General features: G+C 65.1%; 17 protein-coding genes, 4 pseudogenes and 1 riboswitch. Of the genes and pseudogenes, 7 read left to right on the top strand and 14 right to left on the bottom strand.

Annotated features, from left to right (window positions below):
* Window positions 1-13 precede the first annotated feature (13 nt).
* Window positions 14-112: riboswitch (TPP riboswitch) on the top strand.
* A gap of 80 nt (window positions 113-192) precedes the next feature.
* Window positions 193-2364 (top strand): TonB-dependent siderophore receptor, encoded by a 2172-nt coding sequence (locus ACP7DD_RS00105; RefSeq protein WP_426172656.1) that lies wholly within the window; start codon window positions 193-195, stop codon window positions 2362-2364.
* Window positions 2365-2373: 9 nt separating this feature from the next.
* Here ACP7DD_RS00105 and ACP7DD_RS00100 read toward each other — a convergent pair whose 3' ends face one another.
* The 6 genes from ACP7DD_RS00100 to ACP7DD_RS00075 all read right to left on the bottom strand — a co-directional run bounded on the left by ACP7DD_RS00100 (window position 2374) and on the right by ACP7DD_RS00075 (window position 7756).
* Window positions 2374-2817 carry a hypothetical protein gene (locus ACP7DD_RS00100; protein ID WP_426172655.1) on the bottom strand — a complete coding sequence of 148 codons (444 nt, stop codon included), beginning with the start codon at window positions 2815-2817 and terminating at the stop codon, window positions 2374-2376.
* Window positions 2818-3001: 184 nt separating this feature from the next.
* Window positions 3002-3520, bottom strand: coding sequence for an AAA family ATPase (locus ACP7DD_RS00095; RefSeq protein WP_426172654.1), 519 nt, complete (start codon window positions 3518-3520; stop codon window positions 3002-3004).
* Window positions 3520-4119, bottom strand: coding sequence for a nicotinamide riboside transporter PnuC (gene pnuC, locus ACP7DD_RS00090; protein ID WP_426172653.1), 600 nt, complete (start codon window positions 4117-4119; stop codon window positions 3520-3522). The genes ACP7DD_RS00095 and pnuC overlap by 1 nt, the downstream gene beginning before the upstream one ends.
* Window positions 4119-4364 (bottom strand): helix-turn-helix domain-containing protein, encoded by a 246-nt coding sequence (locus tag ACP7DD_RS00085; protein WP_426172652.1) that lies wholly within the window; start codon window positions 4362-4364, stop codon window positions 4119-4121. Before ACP7DD_RS00085 ends, pnuC begins: the two co-directional genes overlap by 1 nt.
* Window positions 4365-4567: 203 nt before the next feature.
* Window positions 4568-6709, bottom strand: a complete 2142-nt coding sequence (locus ACP7DD_RS00080; RefSeq protein WP_426172651.1) for a S46 family peptidase — start codon at window positions 6707-6709, stop codon at window positions 4568-4570.
* A gap of 84 nt (window positions 6710-6793) precedes the next feature.
* Window positions 6794-7756, bottom strand: coding sequence for a phytanoyl-CoA dioxygenase family protein (locus ACP7DD_RS00075; RefSeq protein ID WP_426172650.1), 963 nt, complete (start codon window positions 7754-7756; stop codon window positions 6794-6796).
* Window positions 7757-8033: 277 nt separating this feature from the next.
* Here ACP7DD_RS00075 and ACP7DD_RS00070 point away from each other — a divergent pair, with 277 nt between their 5' ends.
* The 6 genes from ACP7DD_RS00070 to ACP7DD_RS00045 are packed head-to-tail and all read left to right on the top strand — an operon-like array spanning window position 8034 to window position 15181.
* Window positions 8034-9281, top strand: coding sequence for an efflux RND transporter periplasmic adaptor subunit (locus tag ACP7DD_RS00070; protein ID WP_426172649.1), 1248 nt, complete (start codon window positions 8034-8036; stop codon window positions 9279-9281).
* Window positions 9282-9296: 15 nt separating this feature from the next.
* A complete protein-coding gene (locus ACP7DD_RS00065) occupies window positions 9297-9959 on the top strand; it encodes an ABC transporter ATP-binding protein (protein ID WP_426172648.1) in 663 nt (220 codons plus the stop codon).
* A 9-nt stretch (window positions 9960-9968) separates the two neighbouring features.
* Complete coding sequence (locus ACP7DD_RS00060) at window positions 9969-11201, top strand: ABC transporter permease (RefSeq protein WP_426172647.1); 1233 nt, start codon at window positions 9969-9971, stop codon at window positions 11199-11201.
* On the top strand, window positions 11201-12403 hold the full coding sequence (locus ACP7DD_RS00055) for an ABC transporter permease (protein WP_426172646.1): 1203 nt from the start codon (window positions 11201-11203) through the stop codon (window positions 12401-12403). Before ACP7DD_RS00060 ends, ACP7DD_RS00055 begins: the two co-directional genes overlap by 1 nt.
* Before the next feature lie 22 nt (window positions 12404-12425).
* Window positions 12426-13823 (top strand): sigma-54-dependent transcriptional regulator, encoded by a 1398-nt coding sequence (locus ACP7DD_RS00050; RefSeq protein WP_426172645.1) that lies wholly within the window; start codon window positions 12426-12428, stop codon window positions 13821-13823.
* Window positions 13820-15181 (top strand): sensor histidine kinase, encoded by a 1362-nt coding sequence (locus ACP7DD_RS00045; protein ID WP_426172644.1) that lies wholly within the window; start codon window positions 13820-13822, stop codon window positions 15179-15181. The genes ACP7DD_RS00050 and ACP7DD_RS00045 overlap by 4 nt, the downstream gene beginning before the upstream one ends.
* A gap of 191 nt (window positions 15182-15372) precedes the next feature.
* Here ACP7DD_RS00045 and ACP7DD_RS00040 read toward each other — a convergent pair whose 3' ends face one another.
* From ACP7DD_RS00040 to ACP7DD_RS00005, 8 genes and pseudogenes are all read right to left on the bottom strand, one after another.
* Window positions 15373-16404, bottom strand: a complete 1032-nt coding sequence (locus tag ACP7DD_RS00040; RefSeq protein WP_426172643.1) for a hypothetical protein — start codon at window positions 16402-16404, stop codon at window positions 15373-15375.
* Between the two features lie 146 nt (window positions 16405-16550).
* Window positions 16551-17432 (bottom strand): hypothetical protein, encoded by an 882-nt coding sequence (locus tag ACP7DD_RS00035; protein WP_426172642.1) that lies wholly within the window; start codon window positions 17430-17432, stop codon window positions 16551-16553.
* A gap of 224 nt (window positions 17433-17656) precedes the next feature.
* A pseudogene (locus tag ACP7DD_RS00030) lies at window positions 17657-17809 on the bottom strand (RND transporter); the annotation flags it as partial.
* Window positions 17806-18099 (bottom strand): annotated as a pseudogene (locus tag ACP7DD_RS00025) (efflux RND transporter permease subunit); the annotation flags it as partial. The pseudogenes ACP7DD_RS00030 and ACP7DD_RS00025, both read right to left, overlap by 4 nt.
* A gap of 145 nt (window positions 18100-18244) precedes the next feature.
* Window positions 18245-19315, bottom strand: a complete 1071-nt coding sequence (locus tag ACP7DD_RS00020) for an efflux RND transporter periplasmic adaptor subunit (protein WP_426172641.1) — start codon at window positions 19313-19315, stop codon at window positions 18245-18247.
* A 398-nt stretch (window positions 19316-19713) separates the two neighbouring features.
* Window positions 19714-19974: pseudogene (locus tag ACP7DD_RS00015) on the bottom strand (group II intron maturase-specific domain-containing protein); the annotation flags it as partial.
* An 82-nt stretch (window positions 19975-20056) separates the two neighbouring features.
* A complete protein-coding gene (gene ltrA, locus ACP7DD_RS00010; RefSeq protein WP_426172640.1) occupies window positions 20057-21301 on the bottom strand; it encodes a group II intron reverse transcriptase/maturase in 1245 nt (414 codons plus the stop codon).
* Between the two features lie 356 nt (window positions 21302-21657).
* Window positions 21658-21768 (bottom strand): annotated as a pseudogene (locus tag ACP7DD_RS00005) (EamA family transporter); the annotation flags it as partial.
* Window positions 21769-21890 lie beyond the last annotated feature (122 nt).

The following is a 21890-nucleotide window of genomic DNA, read 5'->3' as shown; positions in this document are numbered from 1 at the left end:
TCGTGATAAACTCGCCATTCGCTAGGGGTCCTGGAACGCAAATTCCGGGTGAGAGATACTCTTCGTACCTGATCTGGATAATGCCAGCGAAGGAAAGCGCAAAGTACCTCCCTCCTTTGTTCACTCCTCCCGTTTGGCTCCGGTTTTTATTTTTCGCGCTCGCCTTTGCCGGCGCACTACCACGAGCAGACAATGTCACATCCACACCTGAAGTATTCCGTGCTCGCCCTCGCAGTGATGCAGGCGGTCGCTATCAACGCGTCGGCACAAACCGCGGCGCAAAGTACCGTGCAGCCGATGCAGGAAGTCGTCATCACCGGCAGCAAAGCGGTCGCCGTCGCGCGCGCCGCTATCGGCGGCTTTGCCGACGCACCGCTGCTGGAAACGCCGGCGACGATCAGCGTCATCGGGCGCGAGCAGATGCAGGACCTGGGCATTCACAACAGCACCGACGCGATGAAGCTCGACGCCAGCGTCAGCGATTCGTACAACGCGGTCGGCTACGCCGAGCAGTTCTCGATCCGCGGCTTCACGCTCGACAGTGCGTCGAGCTACCGCAAGGACAGCATCGCCATCCCCGGCGACACCCAGATCCCGCTCGAAAACAAGGAGCGCATCGAAGTGCTCAAGGGCCTGGCGGGCCTGCAGGCCGGCGTTGCCGCGCCGGGCGGCATCATCAACTACGTCACCAAGCGCCCGACCGTGACCGACCTGCGCTCGGTCACGCTGGAAGCGCGCGAGCGCGGCACCGTGTACGGCTCGGTCGACCTGGGCGGGCGCTTCGCCGACCAGCACTTCGGCTACCGGATCAACGCCGCCGCCGAGAGCCTGCGCTCGTACATCAAGAACGCCGACGGCGAACGCAAGTTCGTCTCCGGCGCCTTCGACTGGCAGATTTCGCCGGACGCGCTGCTGCAGTTCGATGTCGACTACCAGCACAAGTCGCAGCTGACGGCACCCGGCTACCAGCTGATCCGCAACACCACGCTGCCGACCGGCGTGTCGGCGTCGATGCTGCTCAACGACCAGCCGTGGGCCAAGCCGGTCGACACGCGCAGCAGCAACGCCGGGTTGCGCTTCGAATACCGCATCAACGACGATTGGAACGCGACGGTCAGCATGAACAAGCACTGGTTCAAGCGCGACGACTACACCGCCTTCCCTTACGGCTGCAGCAACGAGGGCGACGGCTTCTATCCGGGCTACTGCTCGAATGGCGACTACGACGTCTACGACTACCAAAGCGTGGGCGAATCGAAGTCGCCGTTCGGCGCGCAGGCGCTGGTGCAGGGAAAATTCGCCACCGGCGCGGTGCGCCACCGGCTCACCGCCGGCATGTCGCTGTTTACCCGCAGCGACAAGTCGGGCGACTATGTCTATGACTACGCCGGCAGCAGCAACATCTATCACAATGTGGCGGTGCCGCCGGCGCCGGGCAATCCGTCGACCGGCCCGGTATTCGAGCGGCGCCGCGAGAACGAACGGGCGCTGTTCGTCCAGGATATCGCCGCGCTCACGCCGCAGCTCAAGCTGCACGCCGGCCTGCGCTACGTGCAGGTCAAGCGCGACGAGTACATCCCGGACGAGAACTCGCGCGTCGCCGGCGCGCAGCGTTTTTACGTGCACCGCGACGACAACTTCGTGCTGCCGAACGTGGCGCTGGTGTACAGCCCGACCCAGGACTGGAACCTGTACGCGGCGATGACGCATGGCCTCGAACACGGCGGCATCGCGCCGATCAAGACGACGTTCGAAAACACCGCACTGGCGCCAAGCCGCTCGAAGCAGGTCGAGGTGGGCGTCAAGGGTGCGCTGAACAACGGCGTCACGCTATCGGCGGCGCTGTTCCAGGTTCGCAAAGGGCTCGAATACACCGACGCGTCGAAAACTTTTGTGCGCAGCGGCGAGCAGACCCACCGCGGGCTTGAACTGTCGGCGCAAGGCACGACCGCCGGCAGCGTGCAGTACGGCCTGTCGCTGCTGGCGCTGCACACAGCTCAGGAAGGCACCGGCCGCGCCGATATCGACGGCAAGCGGGTCACCAACGTCCCGAGCTTCAAGTCGAGCGCATGGGTTGAGTACAGCGTGGCGCAGGTGGCCGGCCTGAAGGTGAACGCGGCCTGGCAGTACGCCGGGCGCAAGGCGTTCGATGTCGAGAACAGCGTTTCGGTGCCGGGCTACCACGTCGCCGACTTTGGCGCCGCCTACAGCACCCGCGTGGCCGGCGTGCCGACCACCTTGCGCGCGGGCGTAAACAATGTGTTCGACAAGTTCTACTGGCGCGATGTTACGCCGGCGCTGGGCGGCTACCTGCTGCCGGGCGCGCCGCGCACGGTGCGCGTGTCGGCGCAGTTCGATTTCTAGCGTCGGCTTCTAATCGGCGTACTGGATCCGCATCGCAAAGCTCTTCGCTTTGCGGGCGGAGTTCTTGCCGATCAGGCAGGCCGCTTCATACTTCCATTCCCGTCCACCGCCCAAGTCCCAGCTGCCAAACAGCGCCGGACCGGCGCGGTGCGACTGCTGCGCGCGCGGCAGCCAGCTGTTCCACTCCCCCACTTCGCCAAAGCCCTGCACGCCGAACTGCAGCTTCTCGACCCAGCGATACTTGACCTGCCACTGGTACTTGAACTGTATCGGCTCGGATACCTCGACGCGGTAGTCGCGCTCGAGGAACAGGTTCAAATTCAGCTGGGTGCGGCCAACCTCGGTCTGCAGCACCGGGCCAAATTCCAGGCCGATCTCGCCCGAGCCGTCCAGCGCGCGTTCGACGTTGGTGTGGAAGGCCAGGTCGAACGGATACTGGCCCTGGGTCAGCATGTAATCGTTCTGCCACTCGAGCGCCTCGAGGTGGTTCGAGCCCGGGCTGGCCCACTCGGCCGTCAGTTAGGTGTACCAGCGCGAGGTGACGTTGTAGCCCAGGCCGATTTCCGGCGAACTGCGCGACGGCCGGCCGCCATCGACGCCAGCACGAGGATTTTTTTCATCGATTAGTCCGTTGTGGTTAAAGGTGTTGGTCCAGCGCGAGCACTGCCTGCGGCAGGCGTTGTTCCAGGCTGCCGGTGACGAGCGTGTAGGCAATCGAGCGGCGTTCGAGCTTGTCGATGACCGCCTCGTGCACCGATTGGCGCACCGCCGCCGATTCGCGCTGCAGGCCGTCGGGCACCCACGGCCCGTCGGGCGCGGTGACCAGCGTGACGGCGTAGTCGTGCAGGCGGTCCAGCGCGCCCAGCAGCGGATCGACCCGGCCCCAATAGACGCCGCTGTAGATGGCCGTCATGAATGGCGTGGTATCGCAAAACAGCCAGCCGTCGGCCAGCGCCGCCGCCGCGTGCTCGCGTTCCATCTGCACCTGGGCGATGCGGAACTGGTCGCTTTCGTACGGCACGCGCGCATGCTTGTCGACGAACTCGCGCAGGTATTCGGGCACCCACATGGTGTGGTAGTGGACCGCCAGCGAGGCCGCCAGCGTCGATTTGCCGGACGACTCGGCGCCGAGGATGGCGACGCGGCGCACCGCCATCACGCCTGGCCCTCGGCGGCGGCGCGGCTCCACGCGCGCAGGCCGGCGACGGCCATCAGCACGAACAGGCCGTACAGGACCGCCGTCAGCATCAGACCCTTGTACACGTACAGGCCGACGTACAGGATGTCGACGATGATCCAGGCGTGCCAGTTTTCGACCTTCTTGCGCGACAGGAGCACCTGGCCGACCAGGCTGCCGGCGGTCAGGAAGCCGTCGATGTAGGGCACGTCGGTATTGGTCCAGGTCTTGAGGAACACGGCAAGCAGCGCGAAGCCGGCCAGCCAGCCGGCCGCCGCCGCGATCCAGCCGGCGCGCGCCAACCGCGTCACGCGCAGCGGCTCGTGTTTCAGGCCGCCGCGCAGCCAGCTGTGCCAGCCCCACACCGACACCACGATGAACACCAGCTGCAGGCCGCAATCGCCGTACAGGCGAGCGTTGAAGAACACCACGCCGTAGGTTGCCGACGAGACGATCGCGAACAGCCAGGCCCAGTGATTGCGGCGAATATTGAGCAGCACCGTCATCACCGCCAGCACGAAGGAGATCAGTTCAAGGGGTGTGGTGGCAAGGCCGAACAGGGTAAGCGAATCGTTCATCAGGGAGCGGTAAGGGTCAATCGAGGTTGCAGGCCAGCACGGGCGGCGAAACGCACCAGCAGGTCGAGGCTGAACTGGGACGTCTTGCCATGCTTGATTTCCGAAACGCGCGCCTGGGTCGTGCCAAGCAGGTCGGCCGCTGCGGTCTGCGTCAGGCCGGATTGCCGCAGCCACCTTTCCAGCGCGGCCGTGATGGCCGCGCGGATGTCGGCTTCTTCGGCGGCAGGCAGGTTGTCGTGGTTCATGGCAACACCAGTATGCGCCATGCAAGAGGCATATGCAATATCTTGAATAACAGAGCCACGTTTAGCGAACACAAGCGCAGGGGTCTGACCCGGGTTTGCTTTTTTGGGTCAGACCCCGGAGTTGCTGGCGTCGGCAGACCCCTGCGGACAAAAAAAGCCGCGGCAGCATCAGCTGTCGCGGCTTTTTTCAGTTCAAGCGCCGATTACTTCTTCGGGTACTTGACCGTCATTTCCTTGAGCAGGTTGTCGGCGTGATCGATTTCCTTCATCACCCACAGCATGTAGCGGATGTCGACGTGGATCGCCCGCGTGATGGCGCTGTCGAAGTACCAGTCCTTGGTGATCGACTCGTAGGTCGAATCGAAATTGAGGCCCACCAGTTCGCCGCGCTTGTTCATCACGGCCGAACCGGAATTGCCGCCGGTGGTGTCGGCGCTCGACAGGAAGTTGACCGGCACCGTGTTCAGCACCGGATCCTTGAAGGCGCCGAAACGCTTGGCCTTGACCGCGTCGAGCACTTCCTTCGGCACGATGAACGGATCGACGCCGGTATGCTTCTCGACGACGCCGTCGACGGTCGAAAACGGCCCCTTGACCAGGCCGTCGCGCGGCGAGTACGGCGACACCGTGCCGTACGTCACCCGCAACGTCGAGTTGGCATCCGGATACACCGGCTTGCCCTGGCTCGTCTTCCATGCGATGACGGCCGACATGTACTGTGGAATGACCTTCTCGAGGTTGCCGTTGATTTCCTTGCGGCGGTTTTCCAGCGAGCTCGACACCTCATGCAGTTTGACGGCGAGCTTGATGAAGGCGTCGTCCGACTTGCGGAACGTGTCGACATCCTTGCCCATCCACGCCAGGCGCTTGGCGGTGTCGGCCAGTTCGGTCGACTTGTACAGCGCCGGCACGTCGCGCGCGACCGGCAGCAGCGCGTCGAGCGAATGCGGACGGCTGCGCGCGGCCAGCTTGCTGTAGCGCTGCAGGGCGGCGCCGTAGCGTGCCTCGTCGACAGTTGGGACCAGCGACTGCTCGAGGCGCGTCAGGCGTGCCTTGATGAACGACAGGTCGCGTTCCTGGTAGCCGGCGTCGCGCTTCGGATCGGGCTTCTGGCGCTCGAGGGCGAGGCGGTACAGCGTGCGCACGCTGCCGAGCAGGTCGCTGTGGGTGCCGACCGACCAGGCGTACTCTTCTTCCGACAGCGCGATGTCGGCGGCGATCAGCGCGTCGAGGTCGGCCATCAGCGTCTTCGGCGCGTTGCCCTGGTGCTGCTTGAACCACGCGCGGAACTCGGCGTCCTGCACGTCCTTGATGGCGGCGATGTCCTTGCGGGCAAAGCCGTCGAGCAAGCCTTGCGTCTTCTTCATGACGTTGTTGATGCCCTTGACCACGTTGGCATAGCGCACGTCATACGCCGGGTTGCCCATCGTGGCGGCGGCGATCACGGCCAGGTCCGCTTGCATGCCGGCCACGCGCAGCGGGAAATCGGTGTCGCGCGCGAAGCGGATTTCCGACGGCATCTTGTAGCGGCTGGTGCGCCCCGGATAGCCGGCCAGCAGGATCGGGTCGCCGTTTTTGAGCCCTTCGGCTGATACCACCAGGAAATCCTTCGACTTGTACGGCACGTTGTCCGGCGACGGATCGGCCGGGCGGCCATCCTTGCCGACGTAGGCGCGCAGGAACGAGAAGTCGCCGGTCTGGCGCGGCCACTCGTAGTTGTCGACGTCGCCGCCGAAGTTGCCGATCTTTTCCGACGGCGCGTACACCAGGCGCACGTCGCGGATCATCAGCTGGCGGATGCGGTAGTACTCGAGGCCGCGGTGGAACGCCGGCACCGAGCAGCGGTAGCCCTTGTCGGTCTCGCATTCGGCGATCAGCGCCTTGATGCGGCCCTGCACTTCTTCATAGCGCTCGCGGCCCGACATGGTCGGCGCCAGGCCCTTGAGCACGCGGTCGGTGACGTTCTCGACCTTTTCGGTGACGTACACCAGCATGCTCGGGCCGCCGGGCAGTTCGCCGGCGCGGTCCTTGGCGAGAAAGCCGTTGAGCAGGTAATTGTGCTCCGGGGTCGAATTGCGCTGGATCGCCGCATGGCCGCAGTGGTGGTTGGTGACGATCAGGCCGTCGCCCGAGACGAACGAGGCCGAACAGCCGCCGGTCGACACGATCGCGCTCATCGGATGCTTCGACAGGTCGGTCAGCTTGTCGAGCGGGATGGTGATGCCGATGCGCTTGAGCTCAGCTTTGAGTTGCGGCAGCTGGTGCGGCTGCCACTGGCCTTCGTCGGCGCTGGCGGTGGCAAACACTCCGATCAAGGCGACGGGCAAGACGAGTAATTTGAACAAGATGGGATCCCCAGATGATAATAAAAAGCAAGCGGGAAGTATATCGCTGATGGATACGGCTGGAAATGCTTTTTTCGGCCGTATTTACGGGCCCGTACCGCCACCGGCCGGCCACGGGCGCAGGTGCCTGAGCCGGCGCAGCACGGTGTAGGCGCCCGGATACTCCGAGCGCAGCAGGATGGCCGCCCTGCCCGCCAGCGTGCGGTGATCGCTGTGGTGCAAAATTTCCATGCCACCCATCATGACGCTGGCGCCGGCGCCGGCGTGGCGGTCGTCAATTTGCGAGCGGCTGGTGTAGTAGCCGGTAAACGAGCGGCGCGAACACTGCGGCGCGGTGGCCGGCAGGCTGCCGTGGATCGTCATCGAGTTCCACAGCAACAAGTCGCCCTGGCCCATCGACGGCGCCACCAGCGGCAGCGGGCCGCGCGCGGCGAAGTCGGCCACCGCCGCCTGGCAGCGCGCGCTGCGCGGATCGAGCGGGATTTTTCCCGGCACCTGCTGCAGGTGACTGCCGGGCAGCACGAAAAAGCGGCCGGCGCCGGGGTCGATGTCTTCGGCGGCGATCCAGGCGCCGATCATCGCCGCGCCACTGGGATTGGCGCCGGGCTTGCCGCCGGCCTTGTCGCGGTGCGCGCAGCTTGGCTCGTGGCCGTCGAAGTACATCGAGCGCACCAGGCGCACCGGTTCGCCAAATAGCGTTTCCAGCGCGCGCCGCACCACCTTGTCGGTCAGCAGCGCCATGCCGGCGCCCTTGAACTGCGGGTAGCGCCGGCTGGAAATGTCGGGCAGGTTCATGATCGGGCAATGCATGTGGCCGGCGCCGGTGTAGACGTGCCGCTGGTAGCGCGGCGCGGTGGCGCGCTGGAACAATGCGCGCGTGTCGAGGTGGACTTCTTTCAGGAAGCCGTCGATGGCCTCGGTGCACAGTGCCGACGGCAAAGCGTGGCGCACGACAACGTAGCCTTCGCGCTGGAAATACTCGCGAAACGCGGCCGCGTCGGTCAGCGCGGGGTAGGCGTCGGAGGCTTCGGATGGCTCGGTAATCATGGTCGCTGCGGCGCGCTTTTCGGAGTTGATCAATTCTAGGGGCGCGCGCCGGCGCGCTGCTGAGGTCTGTCAAGCGCGTTGGCGGCGGGCGGGCGAACCTTTTTCGCTTATTAATGTCGAGTGCCCGGAAACGGACAGTGGTGGCCGGGCGCGGGCAACGTTTGGCGGGCACCAACGCAACCTGGGTCAGACCCGCTAGAAGCAAAACCGGGTCTGACCCCTGCCTGGCATGGTGTTTGCTCTACAGCACACAACTCATCACTTTTTCAGCCCTCAAATGGATCAACCTGTCAGCGAGCAAGCAATCGACCGGCGCCGCCGCCTCAAGCTGGCCGCCGCCGTCGGCGTGCTGGCAACGCTGTGCGCCACCGCCTGGGCCATCAACCGCGCCGTGCGGCCGACCATCGGCGCGGCCGACATCCGGGTCGCCGAAGTGCGCCGCGGCGCCATCGCCAATACCATTAACGCTTCCGGCGTCGTCATCCCGGTCCACGAGGAACTCGTTTCGAGCCCGTTCCAGACCCACGTCGCCAAGGTGCACGCCAAGCTTGGCCAGCAGGTCAAGGCCGGCGAATTGCTGCTGCAACTGGACGACAAGACCATCGTGCTCTCGCTCGACGCCGTCAAGGAACAGCTGGCGCAGCAGGACAACCGCATCTTCGGCCTGACCCTGGAGATGGAGCAGAAGCGCAAGCAGCTCGTCAGCAGCGTCGAGCTGCTCGAAATCGACCTGCAAAGCACCCAGGCCAAGTGGCAGCGCTTCCAGACGCTGAGAAAAAGCGGTGCGGTGTCGGGCGAGGACATGCTGACGGCGGAACTGAACGTCAAGCGCACCGAGATCCAGCTGCGCCAGCAGCGCGAACTGATCGAGGACGTCAAGCGCGCCACCCACAGCAGCATCGACGGCGCGCGCCTGCAGCAAGCGATCCTGCGCAAGCAGCTGCAGCAGCAGCAGCAACTGCTCGACCAGGCCAGCGTGCGCGCGCCGTTCGCCGGCATGCTGACGGCAATCCTGGCCGATGAAGGCGCCAGCGTCACCACCGGCCAGCTGGTGGCGAAGGTGTCGGAACTGAATAACTACCGGGTCGAAGCGACGCTGTCGGACGTTCATGCGCGCGCGCTGGAAACCGGCCAGGCGGTGCGCGTCGAGCAGAACGGCAAGCAGCGCTCCGGCAAGGTGCAGACGATCCTGCCGGAGATCCAGAACGGCGCCATCAAGCTGCTCGTCGCGCTCGACCAGCCGAACGATGCGCAGCTGCGCAACAAGATGCGGGTCGACGTCAACATCGTCACCGAGCAGAAAGCCGGCGCGCTGATCGTCGACAGCGGCGCCGCGTTCAACGGCCGCGGTCCGCAGCCGGCCTTCGTCATCACCGACGGTGTCGCCCGCAAGCGCAGCGTCGACTTCGGCGCCGGCGACGGCCGCGCCGTCGAAATCGTCGCCGGCGCCACCGCGGGCGAACGCATCATCGTTTCCGACATCAGCCGCTTCAAGGATGCCGACAGCATCCGCATTACCCATTAACCCCTGAAAGCCACCATGATCCGCTTAGAGAACGTGAGCAAGACCTACCAGACCGACAAGGTCGAAACGCTGGCGCTGAACGCCATCGACCTGCATGTCAAGAAGGGCGAATTCGTCGCCATGATGGGGCCATCGGGATGCGGCAAGAGCACCTTGCTGAACCTCATCGGCCTGCTCGACCGGCCCGGCGCCGGCACCGTCAGCATCGACGGCATCCCGCTCAAGTCGTACCGCGACAAGCAGGTGGCGCAGCTGCGCAACAGCACCTTCGGCTTCATCTTCCAGAGCTTCCACCTGATCCCGGACTTGCGCGTGATCGACAACGTCGAACTGCCGCTGCTGTACCGCAGCATGGGCGCGGCCGAGCGGCGCCAGGCGGCGCGCGCGATGCTCGAGAAAGTCGGCCTGGGCGCGCGCATGGACCATTATCCGAACCAGCTATCGGGCGGCCAGCAGCAGCGCGTGGCGATCGCCCGCGCGATGGTCGGCAAGCCGCAGGTACTGCTGGCGGACGAACCGACCGGCAACCTCGACAGCAAGATGGGCGCCGAGGTGATGGACATCCTGCTGCAGCTAAACGGCGAAGGCACCACCGTGCTGATGGTCACCCACGACGAGCGCGAAGCCAGGGCGGCCGGGCGCATCGTGCGCGTGTTCGACGGCCAGCTGGTCGCCTAGGAGAGAGGCATGCTCAGAAACTACCTGATGACCGCCTGGATCGTCTTCATGCGGCGCAAGCTCTTCACCGCCATCAACCTGCTGTGCATCGTGCTCACGCTGGTGGTGTTGATGGTCGTCGCCGCGCTGCTGGAAACGGCGTTCTTCCCGCGCGGCGTGGAAGGCAACAGCGACCGCTTGCTGCAGGTGCTGAAGGTCGAGGCAACCGGCCCGCACACCCGCATCAGCAGCCCGCCGGGCTTCAAGCTGATCGACAAGTACCTGAAGCCGATGAAGTCGGCCGAGCTGGTGTCGGCGGTCAGCCTGCCGCGCACCGTGTCGGTGTACAAGGACGGCCAGGTGCACGCGCTGCAGATGCGCAATACCGATGCCGAGTACTGGAAGATTCTCGACTTCCGCGTGCTGGCCGGGCGCGTCCTCGGCGCCGACGACGTGGCCAACGGCCGCTTCGTCGCGGTGGTCAACGCGTCGTCGGCGCGCCAGCTGTTCGCCGCCGGCCCGGCGCTGGGCCAGAGAATCAGCGTCGGCGGCCAATCGTTCGAGATCGTCGGCGTGGTCGAGGACGCGATGCACGTCAACGCCTTCGCCGACATCTGGACCCCGGTCACCACGTCGCCGTCGTCCGACTATCGCGGGCAGTACACCGGCGACTTCGCCGCCCTGCTGCTGGCGCCGACGGCGGCCGACCTGCCGCAGCTGCGCCACGAGGTCGAGCAGATCGCCCGCACGGTGCAGTTCGACGACCCGAAGAAGATCACCAAGGTGCTGTTGATGGCCGACTCGAAGCTCGACCTGTTCGCCCGCAACCTGAACAACTCGCGCGGCGTCGATTCCGGCGCAGGCACGCTGCTGGCGATCATCGGCGTGGCGATGCTGCTGTTCATGCTGCTGCCGGCGCTGAACCTGGTCAACCTGAACACCGGCCGCATCATGGAGCGGCGCTCCGAGATCGGCGTGCGCAAGGCGTTCGGCGCCACCAGCGCCCAGCTGGTATGGCAGCTCATCGTCGAGAACATGCTGCTGTGCGTGGCCGGCGGCGCCATCGGCCTGTTCGCCGCCCGCCTGGTGCTGTGGTGGCTGGAAGGTTCCGGCCTGGTGCCCTACCTGAAAGTCGACATGAACCTGGCCATCTTCGGCTACGGCCTGCTGCTGTCGCTGCTGTTTGGCGTGATGTCCGGCGTGATCCCCGCCTGGAACATGTCGCGCCTCGATCCTGCCCACGCCCTGAAGGGAAATGCCTGATGTTCCGCCACATGATGAAACTGATCTGGAAGCGCAAATCCAGAAACCTGATGCTCAGCCTCGAAATCCTGATCGCGTTCCTGATCGTGTTCGGCATCGCCGCCGCGTGCGCGCGCTACCACCAGCTGTACCGGATGCCGCTCGGCTTCGCCTACCAGCACGTCTGGTCGGTGGGCCTGAGCGGCGGCGCCGGCCGCGAGGTCAAGCAGGATCCGGCCATCTACGACCGCTTCAAGCGCAGCCTCGAAGCGATGCCGCAGATCGAGCGGGTGGCGTTTTCGACGTTCTCGCCGTACCGGCGCCAGATCATGCGCACCGAGTTCGTGCCACCCGGCGGCGGTGCGCGCATCGAGGCCGACATGCTCGACGCCAGCGACGACTACCTCGACGTAACCGGCATGCGCCTGCTCGAGGGCCGCTGGTATTCGGCCGCCGACGACGGCGCGGCCACGGTGCCGGTGGTGATCACGCGCAGTCTGGCCGAGAAGCTCTATCCGGGCCAGTCGGCGATCGGCAAAGAGTTCTCCGACAGCGAGCCCGATGACAAGAAGCCGCGCACGCTGAAGGTCACCGGCGTGATCGAGGCATTCCGCGGCCGCGGCGAACTGATGACGCCAGTGCACTTCATCTTCCTGCGCTTTGCCGCGCACGAGCGCGAAGCCGACGTCCACACGATCCTGCTCAAGGTGCGGCCAGGGACCGAGCGCGCGTTCGAGGAAACGCTGGTGCGCCAGCTCAAGCTGGTGCGCAACGACCTCAGTTACACCATCGCGCCGCTGACCGAGATGCGCGCCAGCCAGCTCAAGGAAGACCTGGCGCCGCTGGTCATCATGGCGGTGATCGCCGCCTTCATGCTGGCGATGGTGGCCTTCGGCCTGTTCGGCGTGCTGTGGCAAAATACCACCCAGCGCATCCCGGAAATCGGCCTGCGCCGCGCGATTGGCGCGAGCAGCGCGCAGATTTACGGCCAGATCATCGGCGAGCAGCTGCTATTGAGTTCAGTGGCGATGGCCGTCGCGCTGCTGCTGCTGGTGCAGCTGCCGATCACCGGCGCGCTTGGAGCGAGCCTGAACTGGCCGGTATTTTTGACCGCCGCGGCACTATCGATGGCGGTGATCTATCTGATATCCTTGCTATGCTCGCTGTATCCGGGCTGGCGCGCGAGCCGGCTAAGCCCGACCGAAGCGCTGCACTACGAATAGCTTTGGAGCCTACGCGACAACAATGATCGATATTGCCCGCACTATGCGCATCCTGGTGGTCGACGACGACAGCGCCGTCCAGGTGTCGCTGGCCCTGCTGCTCAAGCAATCGGGCTACGCCGCCCGCTGCTGCGACGGCGCCGCCCAGGCGCTGGCGCTGCTCGCGGCCGAACCGTTCGACCTGGTCCTGCAGGACATGAATTTTTCGCTGCAGACCAGCGGCGAAGAAGGCCTGGCGCTGCTGGCGGCCATCAAGGAACGCCACCCCGGCGTGCCGGTGCTGTTGATGACGGCGTGGGGCTCGATCGCGCTGGCGGTGCGCGGCGTGCAGGCCGGCGCCGCCAATTTTTTCACCAAGCCGTGGGACAACCTGCAGCTCGCGCAGCTGGTCGGCACCACCTTGCAGCTCGAAGCGCCCTCGCCGACCCGCGTCACGCGCGCCTCGCTCGACGCCCAGTACGACTTCTCCAGCATCATCGGCGAGCATCCCAAGCTGCTGCGCGTGCTTGCCACCATCGGCCAGGTCGCCGCCACCCGCGCGCCGGTGCTCATTCTCGGCGAAAGCGGCACCGGCAAGGAGCTGGTGGCCGACGCCATCCACCGCAACAGTGCGCGCGCGGCGCGCGCCGCCGTCAAGATCAACATGGGCGCGATCACGCCGTCGCTGTTCGAGTCCGAGATGTTCGGCCACGTGCGCGGCGCCTTCACCGACGCCAAGGTCGACCGCCGCGGCCACATCGCCTGCGCCCACGGCAGCACGCTGTTCATGGACGAAATCGGCGAGTTGAACCGCGCCGACCAGGTCAAGCTGCTGCGCGTGCTGCAGGACCAGCGCTACCAGCCGGTCGGCGCCAGCCGCAGCGAGCAGGCCGACGTGCGCATCGTCTCGGCCACCAACCAGGAGCTGGCCGAACTGGTGGCGGCGGGCGACTTCCGCGAAGACCTGTTCTACCGCCTGAACCTGATCACGATCCGGCTGCCGCCGCTGCGCGAGCGGCGCAGCGACATTGCGCTGCTGGCGGCACACATCGTCAGTGCGGTGGCCGACGGCTACGGCATGGGCGCGGCGTCGATCACGCCGCAGGCGATGGAGTGGCTCAGCGCGCAGCCGTGGCCAGGCAACATCCGCCAGCTGCGCCAGACGCTCGAGCGCACCTTGCTCCTGGGCGGCAAAAGCGAGCTGACGCAGGCAGACTTTCTCGGCGCCGACCAGCGTGACCAGGCAGGCGCCGGCAACCGCCTCGGCGTCGACGGCATGACGCTCGAACAGGTCGAGCGCCACATGATCGAGGCGGCGATGTCGCAGCACCAGGGGAACATCTCGCGGGTGGCGAAGACGCTGGGCCTGTCGCGCACCGCGCTGTACCGCCGGCTCGAGCGGCATGGCCTCGGCAGCGCCGAGCAGGAGGCCGGCGCATGACCTTGCGCCTGCGGCTGCACGCCTACCTGGTCGCCATGCATTTGCTGTTCTTCGTCATTGCGGCGGTGACGTTCCTGCAGCGCCCGCTGCTGTTCGTCGGTGCCGAACTGCTGCTGCTGGCCAGCGTGGCCGTTGGTTTTTATCTGGTACGGCGCGCGCTCGAGCCGCTAAGTTACACCCAGCGCTTCCACGACCTGCTGCAGGACCAGAACTACGCCGGCCGGCTGACGCGCACCGCGGTGCCAGAGCTCGACGAACTGGTCAACGTCTTCAACACCATGCTTGGCATGCTGTACCGCGAGCGGCTCGAGATCGGCGAGCAGCAAGGCTTCCTCGACCGCCTGCTCGAAGCGACGCCCGGCGCGGTGCTGGTGTTCGACTTCGACGGCGCCATCAGCCTGGTCAACGCCAGCGCGATGGCGCTGCTGGAACTGGAGCGCCCGCACGGCAAGCTGCTGGCCAACGCCGGCGGCGGCGAGCGCGCGCGCGAACTGCTCGCCCAACTGGGTGCGCTGCCGCTTGGCGACAGCCGGCTGCTGACCGATCTCGATGGGCGCCGCTACCGCGGCCAGCGCGGCCAGTTTTTCGACCGCGGCTTCGCGCGCCACTTCCTGATGGTCGAGGAACTGACGGCCGAACTGGAAAGCTCGGAGCGCGCCACCTACGACAAGCTGGTGCGGGTACTGGCGCATGAAGTAAACAATACGGTGGCGGCCACCGGCTCGGTGCTCGACTCGCTGCTGTACTACCGCGACCAGCTGGCCGAACGCGACGGCGTCGATTTCGCCACCGCGATCGAGGCCGTCAAGCGGCGCAACGCCAGCCTCGGCGAATTCATCGAGCGCTTCACGCGCGTGGTCAAGATGCCCGAGCCGGAACTGCGGCCGGCCAGCATCAAGGCGATGATGGACGATATCATCTGGCTCAACCGCGAGCAGTGCAAGCGGCGCGGCATCGACATCGGCTGGAGCCGCTGCGACGACGTGGCGCCGCAGCGGATCGACAGCCAGCTGATGGAGCAGGCGTTGATCAACATCGTCAAGAACGCGCTGGAGGCGGTCGAAGCGAGCGGCCAGGATGGCGGCTACATCCGCCTCGGCCTGGTCGACGGCGCCGGCGGTCCGACCCTGTCGGTTCTCGACTCGGGCAACCAGCTCGGCCAGGTGCCGGCGCGCCAGCTGTTCACGCCCTTTTTCAGCACCAAGAAAGGCGGCCAGGGAATCGGCCTGGTGTTCGTGCGCGAAGTGCTGAACCGGCACGGTTTTCCGTACACGCTGTCCGCCACCGGCGACGGCGCCACGCGCTTTGCGATCAGGTTTGCGGCGCAGGTTGACCATCGGCCGCGTGACAGGGTCTGACCCCACCGGGTCAGACCCCGGACGCGCCCCGGACACGCCCCGGACACGCCTGCACGCTGCTGGCAAAGCGCAGCGTTGCCGCCAGTTTTGTCGACTTCATTTTCGCCACCGGGCGGCGGTCTGCGTGGCTTTCCTGCGAAAACTATGCGTTGGCGAGAACAACCGTATGGTTTGTCCGGCCAGCGCTGTATTTACCGCGATGCTGCCAGCGCCGGCCCGGTGTACTTCATCAACAGGCCCTTGGGCCCGACCGCCCAGCCGGTGATGGCCGACGCGAAGCCGACCGCGTTGACCGGGATGCGGTCAAGTACCGTCCAGGTACGCCCGCCATCGAGCGAATAGCCCGAGCCGGCCAGGCCGGCGGCGACGAAACTGGCCGGCGCGCCCGGCACCGGCATCACGACCGACATGTAGCCGGCCGGCAGGATCGTCGCCGCCGTCCAGCTGGCGCCGCCGTCGTCGGTGCGCGCGCCGTTGACGGCGGCCAGCGCAGCATCCTTGTAGTCGCCGCCGGCGGCCATGCCGACCCGCGCATTGGCAAAGCCGACTGAAAAGGCGCCGCGCGCGGCTGCTCCCGCCGGAATCGGCAGCGTGCTTGCCTGCCAGCTGACGCCGCGGTCGGCCGAGTGAAACGCGCGCGAGGACTGCGCCCCGCCGGTGACGATCCACGCGTCGCGCGATCCGGCCACCGACAGGCTGGTGCCGCTGGCGGCAAAGGCGCCCTCCTTGTCGAGCGCCTCGAGTCCCTTGCCATCGCCCAGGCGCCAACTGGCGCCGCCGTCGGCGGTGACGTACACCTGGAATTTGCCGTTGACCGGATCGCCGAACACAATGCCGTTGTCGGCATCCCAGAACGCCATCGCATCCCAGAAGCCTTCGGCGAACTGGTTCGTCGCCAGCAGACGCCACGACGCGCCGCCGTCATCGGTACGGTAAATGCGCGACAGCGCGCCGGGGCCGGCGCTCATCACCAGCGCCGACTTGGCATCGATGGCGTGGATATCGCGAAAGTCGAGCTGCTCGGCGCCGGCAACTTGCAGCACCTGCCAACGCGCGCCGTCGGTAGTACGCAACACGGTGCCCTTGGCGCCGCTGGCCCACACAACGGTATCGCTCACTACCGACAGGCCGCGCAGTTCGGCGGTGGCGCCGCTCGCTTCGGCGCGCCACGCAGCCGGCGCGGGCGAATCGGCGGCAGCGGCGAAAGCGGTTGGGGCAAGCATGGCGGAGAGGACGAGGGAAACGCGGGCAAGCGAGGGGCGCATGGCGGACTTTTCGGCAGGTTCGAGATTGCCAGATGATACACGGCACGGCCGCTGCGGCGTTACCGGATCGCGCTGGGTAATTTTTCAACGCGAGACCAGCCGATCTAGTCGAACTTGATGTGATTGACAAGCACGTCGGTGGTGCGGCGATGTGGGTCGACTCGCCGCTCGTATTTTGGTAACGACTGGGTGTTGCTGTGCTCGACCAGCGCGAGCGCCGTGCGCAATGCGTCGCCCATCGCATCCGCCGCGGCAGCGATAGTGTCCGCAGGCGAACCGCGACGGCTCGCCTCTGCGCCGCGCATTCCCCGTTCTCCAAGCTGAGCTTCGGCGCGCATCCGGATGTCGGCTTGGGCCCTGCGGCGTAATAAACCGGCCGGCAGGAATTGATTCTCACCTGGCAGCCGCAGCGACAAATCGCGCCAGGCGTTGCGGCCGTCTCCCGCGACGGCCAGCGTGAACTGGCGCGGCGATACCTGCCGCCCCTGGTAGAAAATCGCCGCACCGGTGACACGGGCGCGATGAACCGCATTATTCGAGCACATGCGAAGTTCGGTACCGTCAGGCAGAAACAACTCCTTCCATTGATACCCGTCCAGAGAGGAGTTCGCGTTGGCGCTTGCTGTGGTTTTTGCTCTGATTTTTGCCATGGACTTGGCGTTGGTTTTTGCGTCGGCGTCGGCGTCGGCGTCGGCGTCGGCACTGGTTCTGGCGATGGTGTCGTCTTCTGGGTGTGCATCCGCTGCATCCGATTGTGCATCCACGTTAACCGCCTCGAGATGCGTAGCCCTTACCCGCGCTGTCGACTGTGGCTGGGGTGATGCGCCGGCAGCCATCAGGTCACGGTCATTCGCCGCCCGGAGCCAGGCGCCGATAGCCATTGTCGCGGCGGCGGAGACCGAAAGTGCGCTGCCACTGTCTCGCAAATAGTCGCGCAGAGCGACGAGGGTGTCCGGGGTTACCGGGAGAAGGCATGCGGCATCCATACTCTTTTCCTCTGCGCGTTTTGTCTATTTTTGTCGAATTCCTTAAATTAGACAGCGTACCTACAGCAGCGTTCAGAAACAGACAGAATTCGACAAAATTAGACACGATGCGCACGTCAAATTAGACAGCTTGCCGCATGGGTCCTGTCGGGGAGGCCACCCTCACCCTCCCGACCTTTCTCTTGAGCAGCGGCGTGTTGCCCACAATCCCACGATCGCGCGGTTCAGGGCGCCGTTTGCCAGCCACCGCCGAGCGACTGGATCAGCGCTACCGCAGTTGCCTGGCGATCGGCCTGCACCTGAACCAGCGCGCGCCGCGCCGACAGCGCCGTCGCCTGTGCCTGGACCACTTCGGTGTAGCTCACCTGCCCCCGCCGAGGCCAAACTGCAAGGTCACCACCGACACGCCGGCGGCGCTGGTCGAACTCATGCGCGACAGGCCCGACATCTGGCCGAACTGGCGCTCGAGTGGCGCGGTGACGGTCCGCGCCATCACTTCCGGGCTGGCGCCGGGGTACAGCGTCTGCACCTGGATGGTGGGGAAATCGACCTGCGGCAGCGCCGACAGCGGCAGGAACTCGACGCCGACCAGGCCGGCCAGCACGATCGCCACCATCAGCAGCGCGGTGGCGACCGGCCGCTGGATGAACGGGCCAGACGGATTCATAACCTCACCTCGTCTACAGTACCGGCAACCGAAAAACCGTCATTCCCGCGCAGGCGGGAAACCATGGCACGCATGCGTAGTGACCGCGCACGCATGGTAGCGGTTCCCGCCTGCGCGGGAACGACGGTTTCACGGTTGGCGGTTGTCATTGGGCCGCTCCTTCTGGCTGGCGGCGACGGCGCTCGCCAGCTGACGGCGCGGTGGCATCGGCCGGCAGCGTGACCTTGGCGCCATCCTTCAGGCGGTCGGCGCCCTCGGTGATGACCTGCTCGCCGACCTGCAGTCCGGTAACGACCTGCACCTTGTCGACGGTTGCCTGGCCGCGCGTGACCGGCCGCAGCGCCACCGTCTTGTCGGCGGCATCGAGCACGTAGACGAAGTCGCCCGTCGAGCCGTGGCGCAGCGCCGTCACCGGCACCACCACCGCCTCTTTGATGTTGCGTATTTCGAGGCGCAGGTTGACGAACTGGCTGGGGAACAGCGCCTGGTTGGCGTCGGCGAAGCGCGCCTTGGCGCGCACCGTGCCGGTCTGCACGTCGACCTGGTTGTCGAGGGCGGCGAACTTGCCGGTGGCAAGGCTGGACGTGCGGGTGCGGTCGAACGCCACAGCCGGCAGCGTGGCGCCTTCGCTCACGCGCGCCTGCAGCGCCGGCACCTGGTCCTGCGGCACGGCGAATTCGACGTCGATCGGCGAGAGCTGGGTGATGACGGCGATGCCGTTGGCCTCGCCGCTGCCGACCAGGTTGCCCATGTCGACGACGCGCAGGCCGACGCGCCCGCCGATCGGCGCCGTGACCTGGGTGTAGCTCAGATTGAGTTTGGCCACGCCTTCGGCGGCGCGGTCGGTCATCACGGTGCCTTCGAGCTGCTTGACCAATGCTGCCTGCGTATCGACTTCCTGGCGGGCGATCGAGTCCTGCGTCAGCAGCGTGCGAAAGCGCGCCAGCGTGACCTTCGCGCTGTCGCGCTGCGCCTCGTTGCGCTGGCGATTGCCGGACGCCTGCAGCAGCGCCATCTCGAACGCGCGCGGGTCGATGGTGGCGAGCACCTGGCCGGCCCTGACCAGCTGGCCCTCGCTAAACAGGATTTTTTGCAGCACGCCCGACACGTGCGGCCTGACGGTGGCGGTGGCCGTGGCGGTGGCCGCCGCGGTGACGGTGCCGAGCGCGTCGAGCACCACCGGGCTGTCGGCCTTCTCGGCCGTTGCCACGCCCACCGTGGTGGCGGGCGCGCCGCGCCCGCCCCGGCCGCTGCCTCCGGATCGGTCAGATGCAAGCCCAAGTAGCCCAGGCCGGCCATCGCGACCACCGCGATGACGCCGCCGACGATCTTGCTGCGCCGGCTATGCGGCGGCGGGAGGGTCTTTTCGGCGATGAGCGGGGGCCGGTCCATGGGTTTTCCTTGGTCAAAAACATAACAATTTTCCTTCAAACTGCAGCATGGGCAGTTCGATCAGCATGTTTCGCACCGTACGTATACCGCGACAAACGTGACACAAATGGGCAGAGAGAAATAAGACAAAAGACATCGGCATAGGGGGCAGCCCAAAAGGGCCGCTCCCCTGCCACACCACCCGGCATGCGGGTCCGCACCGGGCGATTCGAGTAGTTGAGGTTAAGAAAGACGTGGTACGCCAAGGCGATCAAAGTACGCTATGGTGAGCACGCTATTGAGTAATTTGGCACTGTTGCGCCACCAGCAGTGGCTGTTTGCAGCGATCTGCCTGGCTACCGATGGCGGTGCACCCAGTTTCAGCAATTCACGATACATGGTAGTTCCGCGCTTCCAGTGCTTGAGCTGGATGGCTCGAAGCCTGTGACGCAGCCACTCATCGAGGGCTTTCCAGACTGTAGGCGTCTGGGCCAGCTTGAAGTAGCCTTGGTAAGTAGACCCAAGGAATTTCACCTTGAGCCTCTCTCAGAACCGTACGTGAGACTCTCGCCTCATACGGCTCCCGTTAGCCAACCTTGCCTGCCATGCCACGCCAGTGGACGAACAACGCCGGGGAATCCATCTTCATCTTGCCAAGCCACTCGGCACTGAGCCTTGGATGCCGCCTCAGTGTCTTGTGCTTCCGTCTGGCCCACTGCTTCAGCCTTTGATCAAGGTATTGAAATAGCTTGTGCATTTCTGTCCGATGGAACGCCCCATAGTAGTCCACCCACCCACGTATTATGGAGTTGTATTGCCACGCCAGTTCCTGCAGCGTTGCTGGGGTCTGCCGATGCAGCTTCCAGCCCCGTACCACCTGGCGCATTCGCTTTAACGCTGTATCGCTGACGGCCGGTAAGAAACTTGTAAATAACCGGCCCTGCTTGTTCCGCGCACCTCTCGGTCGGAATGTGAATCCGAGAAAGGTAAATTGCACGAGCTGGTACGCCTTGGTGCGCCTGCTGTGTTTGCAGTACACGATCTTCGATTTCTCCGGATGCATCGTCAACCCGCATTCCGCCAGCCGCAATGCGATCGATTGCATCACGTCTTCCGCCTGCGCCTGATTTCGGCAGTGAACCACTGCGTCATCAGCATAGCGAGCGAAAGGGCATTGTGGATAGTTGCGCTTCACCCAAAGATCGAACGCATAGTGCATAAACAGGTTCATCAGGATCGGACTGACGACGCCGCCCTGAGGCGTGCCCCGCTCCCTTGGAACGGAAACGCCCTCTGCCGTCTCGAACGGGGCAGTGAGCCACCGCTCGATGTACAACAGAATCCAGTCTTCCTTGACGTGCTTGCGAACGGCTTTCATCAAGAGCACATGATCTATTTGATCGAATGCCGCTTTGATGTCAAACTCGACCACCCAGTCATGCTGCCAGCACCGTTCTTTGGTGATGGCAACAGCCTGTTTCGCCGATTTACCTGGCCGATATCCGTATGAATCCGGATGAAACATCGGGTCAAGGATCGGTTCAATGACGAGCTTGGCCGCCGTTTGTGCAATTCTGTCGGAAACAGTGGGAATACCAAGCTTTCTCGTGCCGCCCGATGCCTTCGGAATTTCCACCTGCTTGACCGGCGGCGGCAGATACGACCCCGACGACATCCGATTCCATAGCTTGTAGAGATTCTTCGACAGGTTCTGTTCGAACATTGTGATCGTTTCATCGTCAATGCCGGCAGCGCCACGGTTGGCCTTCACTTTCTGGTACGCATCCCACACGGTACGTTTCGCAATACTGTAAGGTTTTGTTGATTTCACGTCACTCATCCCCAGCAAAACAGGTTGGCGACCTTCGTCAACCGGATAACGCCACCCCTTCGCTCCGCCCTCATTACAAGGGCTTCAACACTACTACGGGCAACTCCGCCCCTCGTTCCGGCATCGGTATTCTTCCTCATGGTGTCTGCCATTTGTCATTTTCCTTAGCATCCGAACCAAGGTTCTCACGTTCCATACCAAAGCCTGTATTGAGCTCATGCCGCCTATACACCGGCTGCCGACGGGTCCGTAAACAGGATTCGCCCCGACTGATCCCAAGGTGGATGGACGACCTTGGTTTTGACAGCACTTAAATGCTTAACGATGCGTCATCGAACGGTTTGCTTTCGCTCATGCCAGCTGTAGAACGACCAAGAGATCGTCGCCAGGATCATGTAGACGTCGCCGGCCGCCAGCCGCAGCGCGGCCAGCTGGCGCCATTCGCCGCGCGAGAGCACCAGCAGCACGCAAGATAGGCACGGACCAGACGGATCACTCCGGAGTCGTCCACGCGTTTCCTCAGGCGGTCGATCAGGATGTCATGATTGACCCGGTCGAAGAACTTCGACAGGTCAACATCAACCACGAC

The organism is Massilia sp. TWR1-2-2 (assembly GCF_049897565.1).
In the GTDB taxonomy this organism is placed as follows: domain Bacteria; phylum Pseudomonadota; class Gammaproteobacteria; order Burkholderiales; family Burkholderiaceae_D; genus JAFCUW01.
Note: the sequence above shows the minus strand (reverse complement) of the source record. Positions and strands in the feature narration are given on the sequence as shown.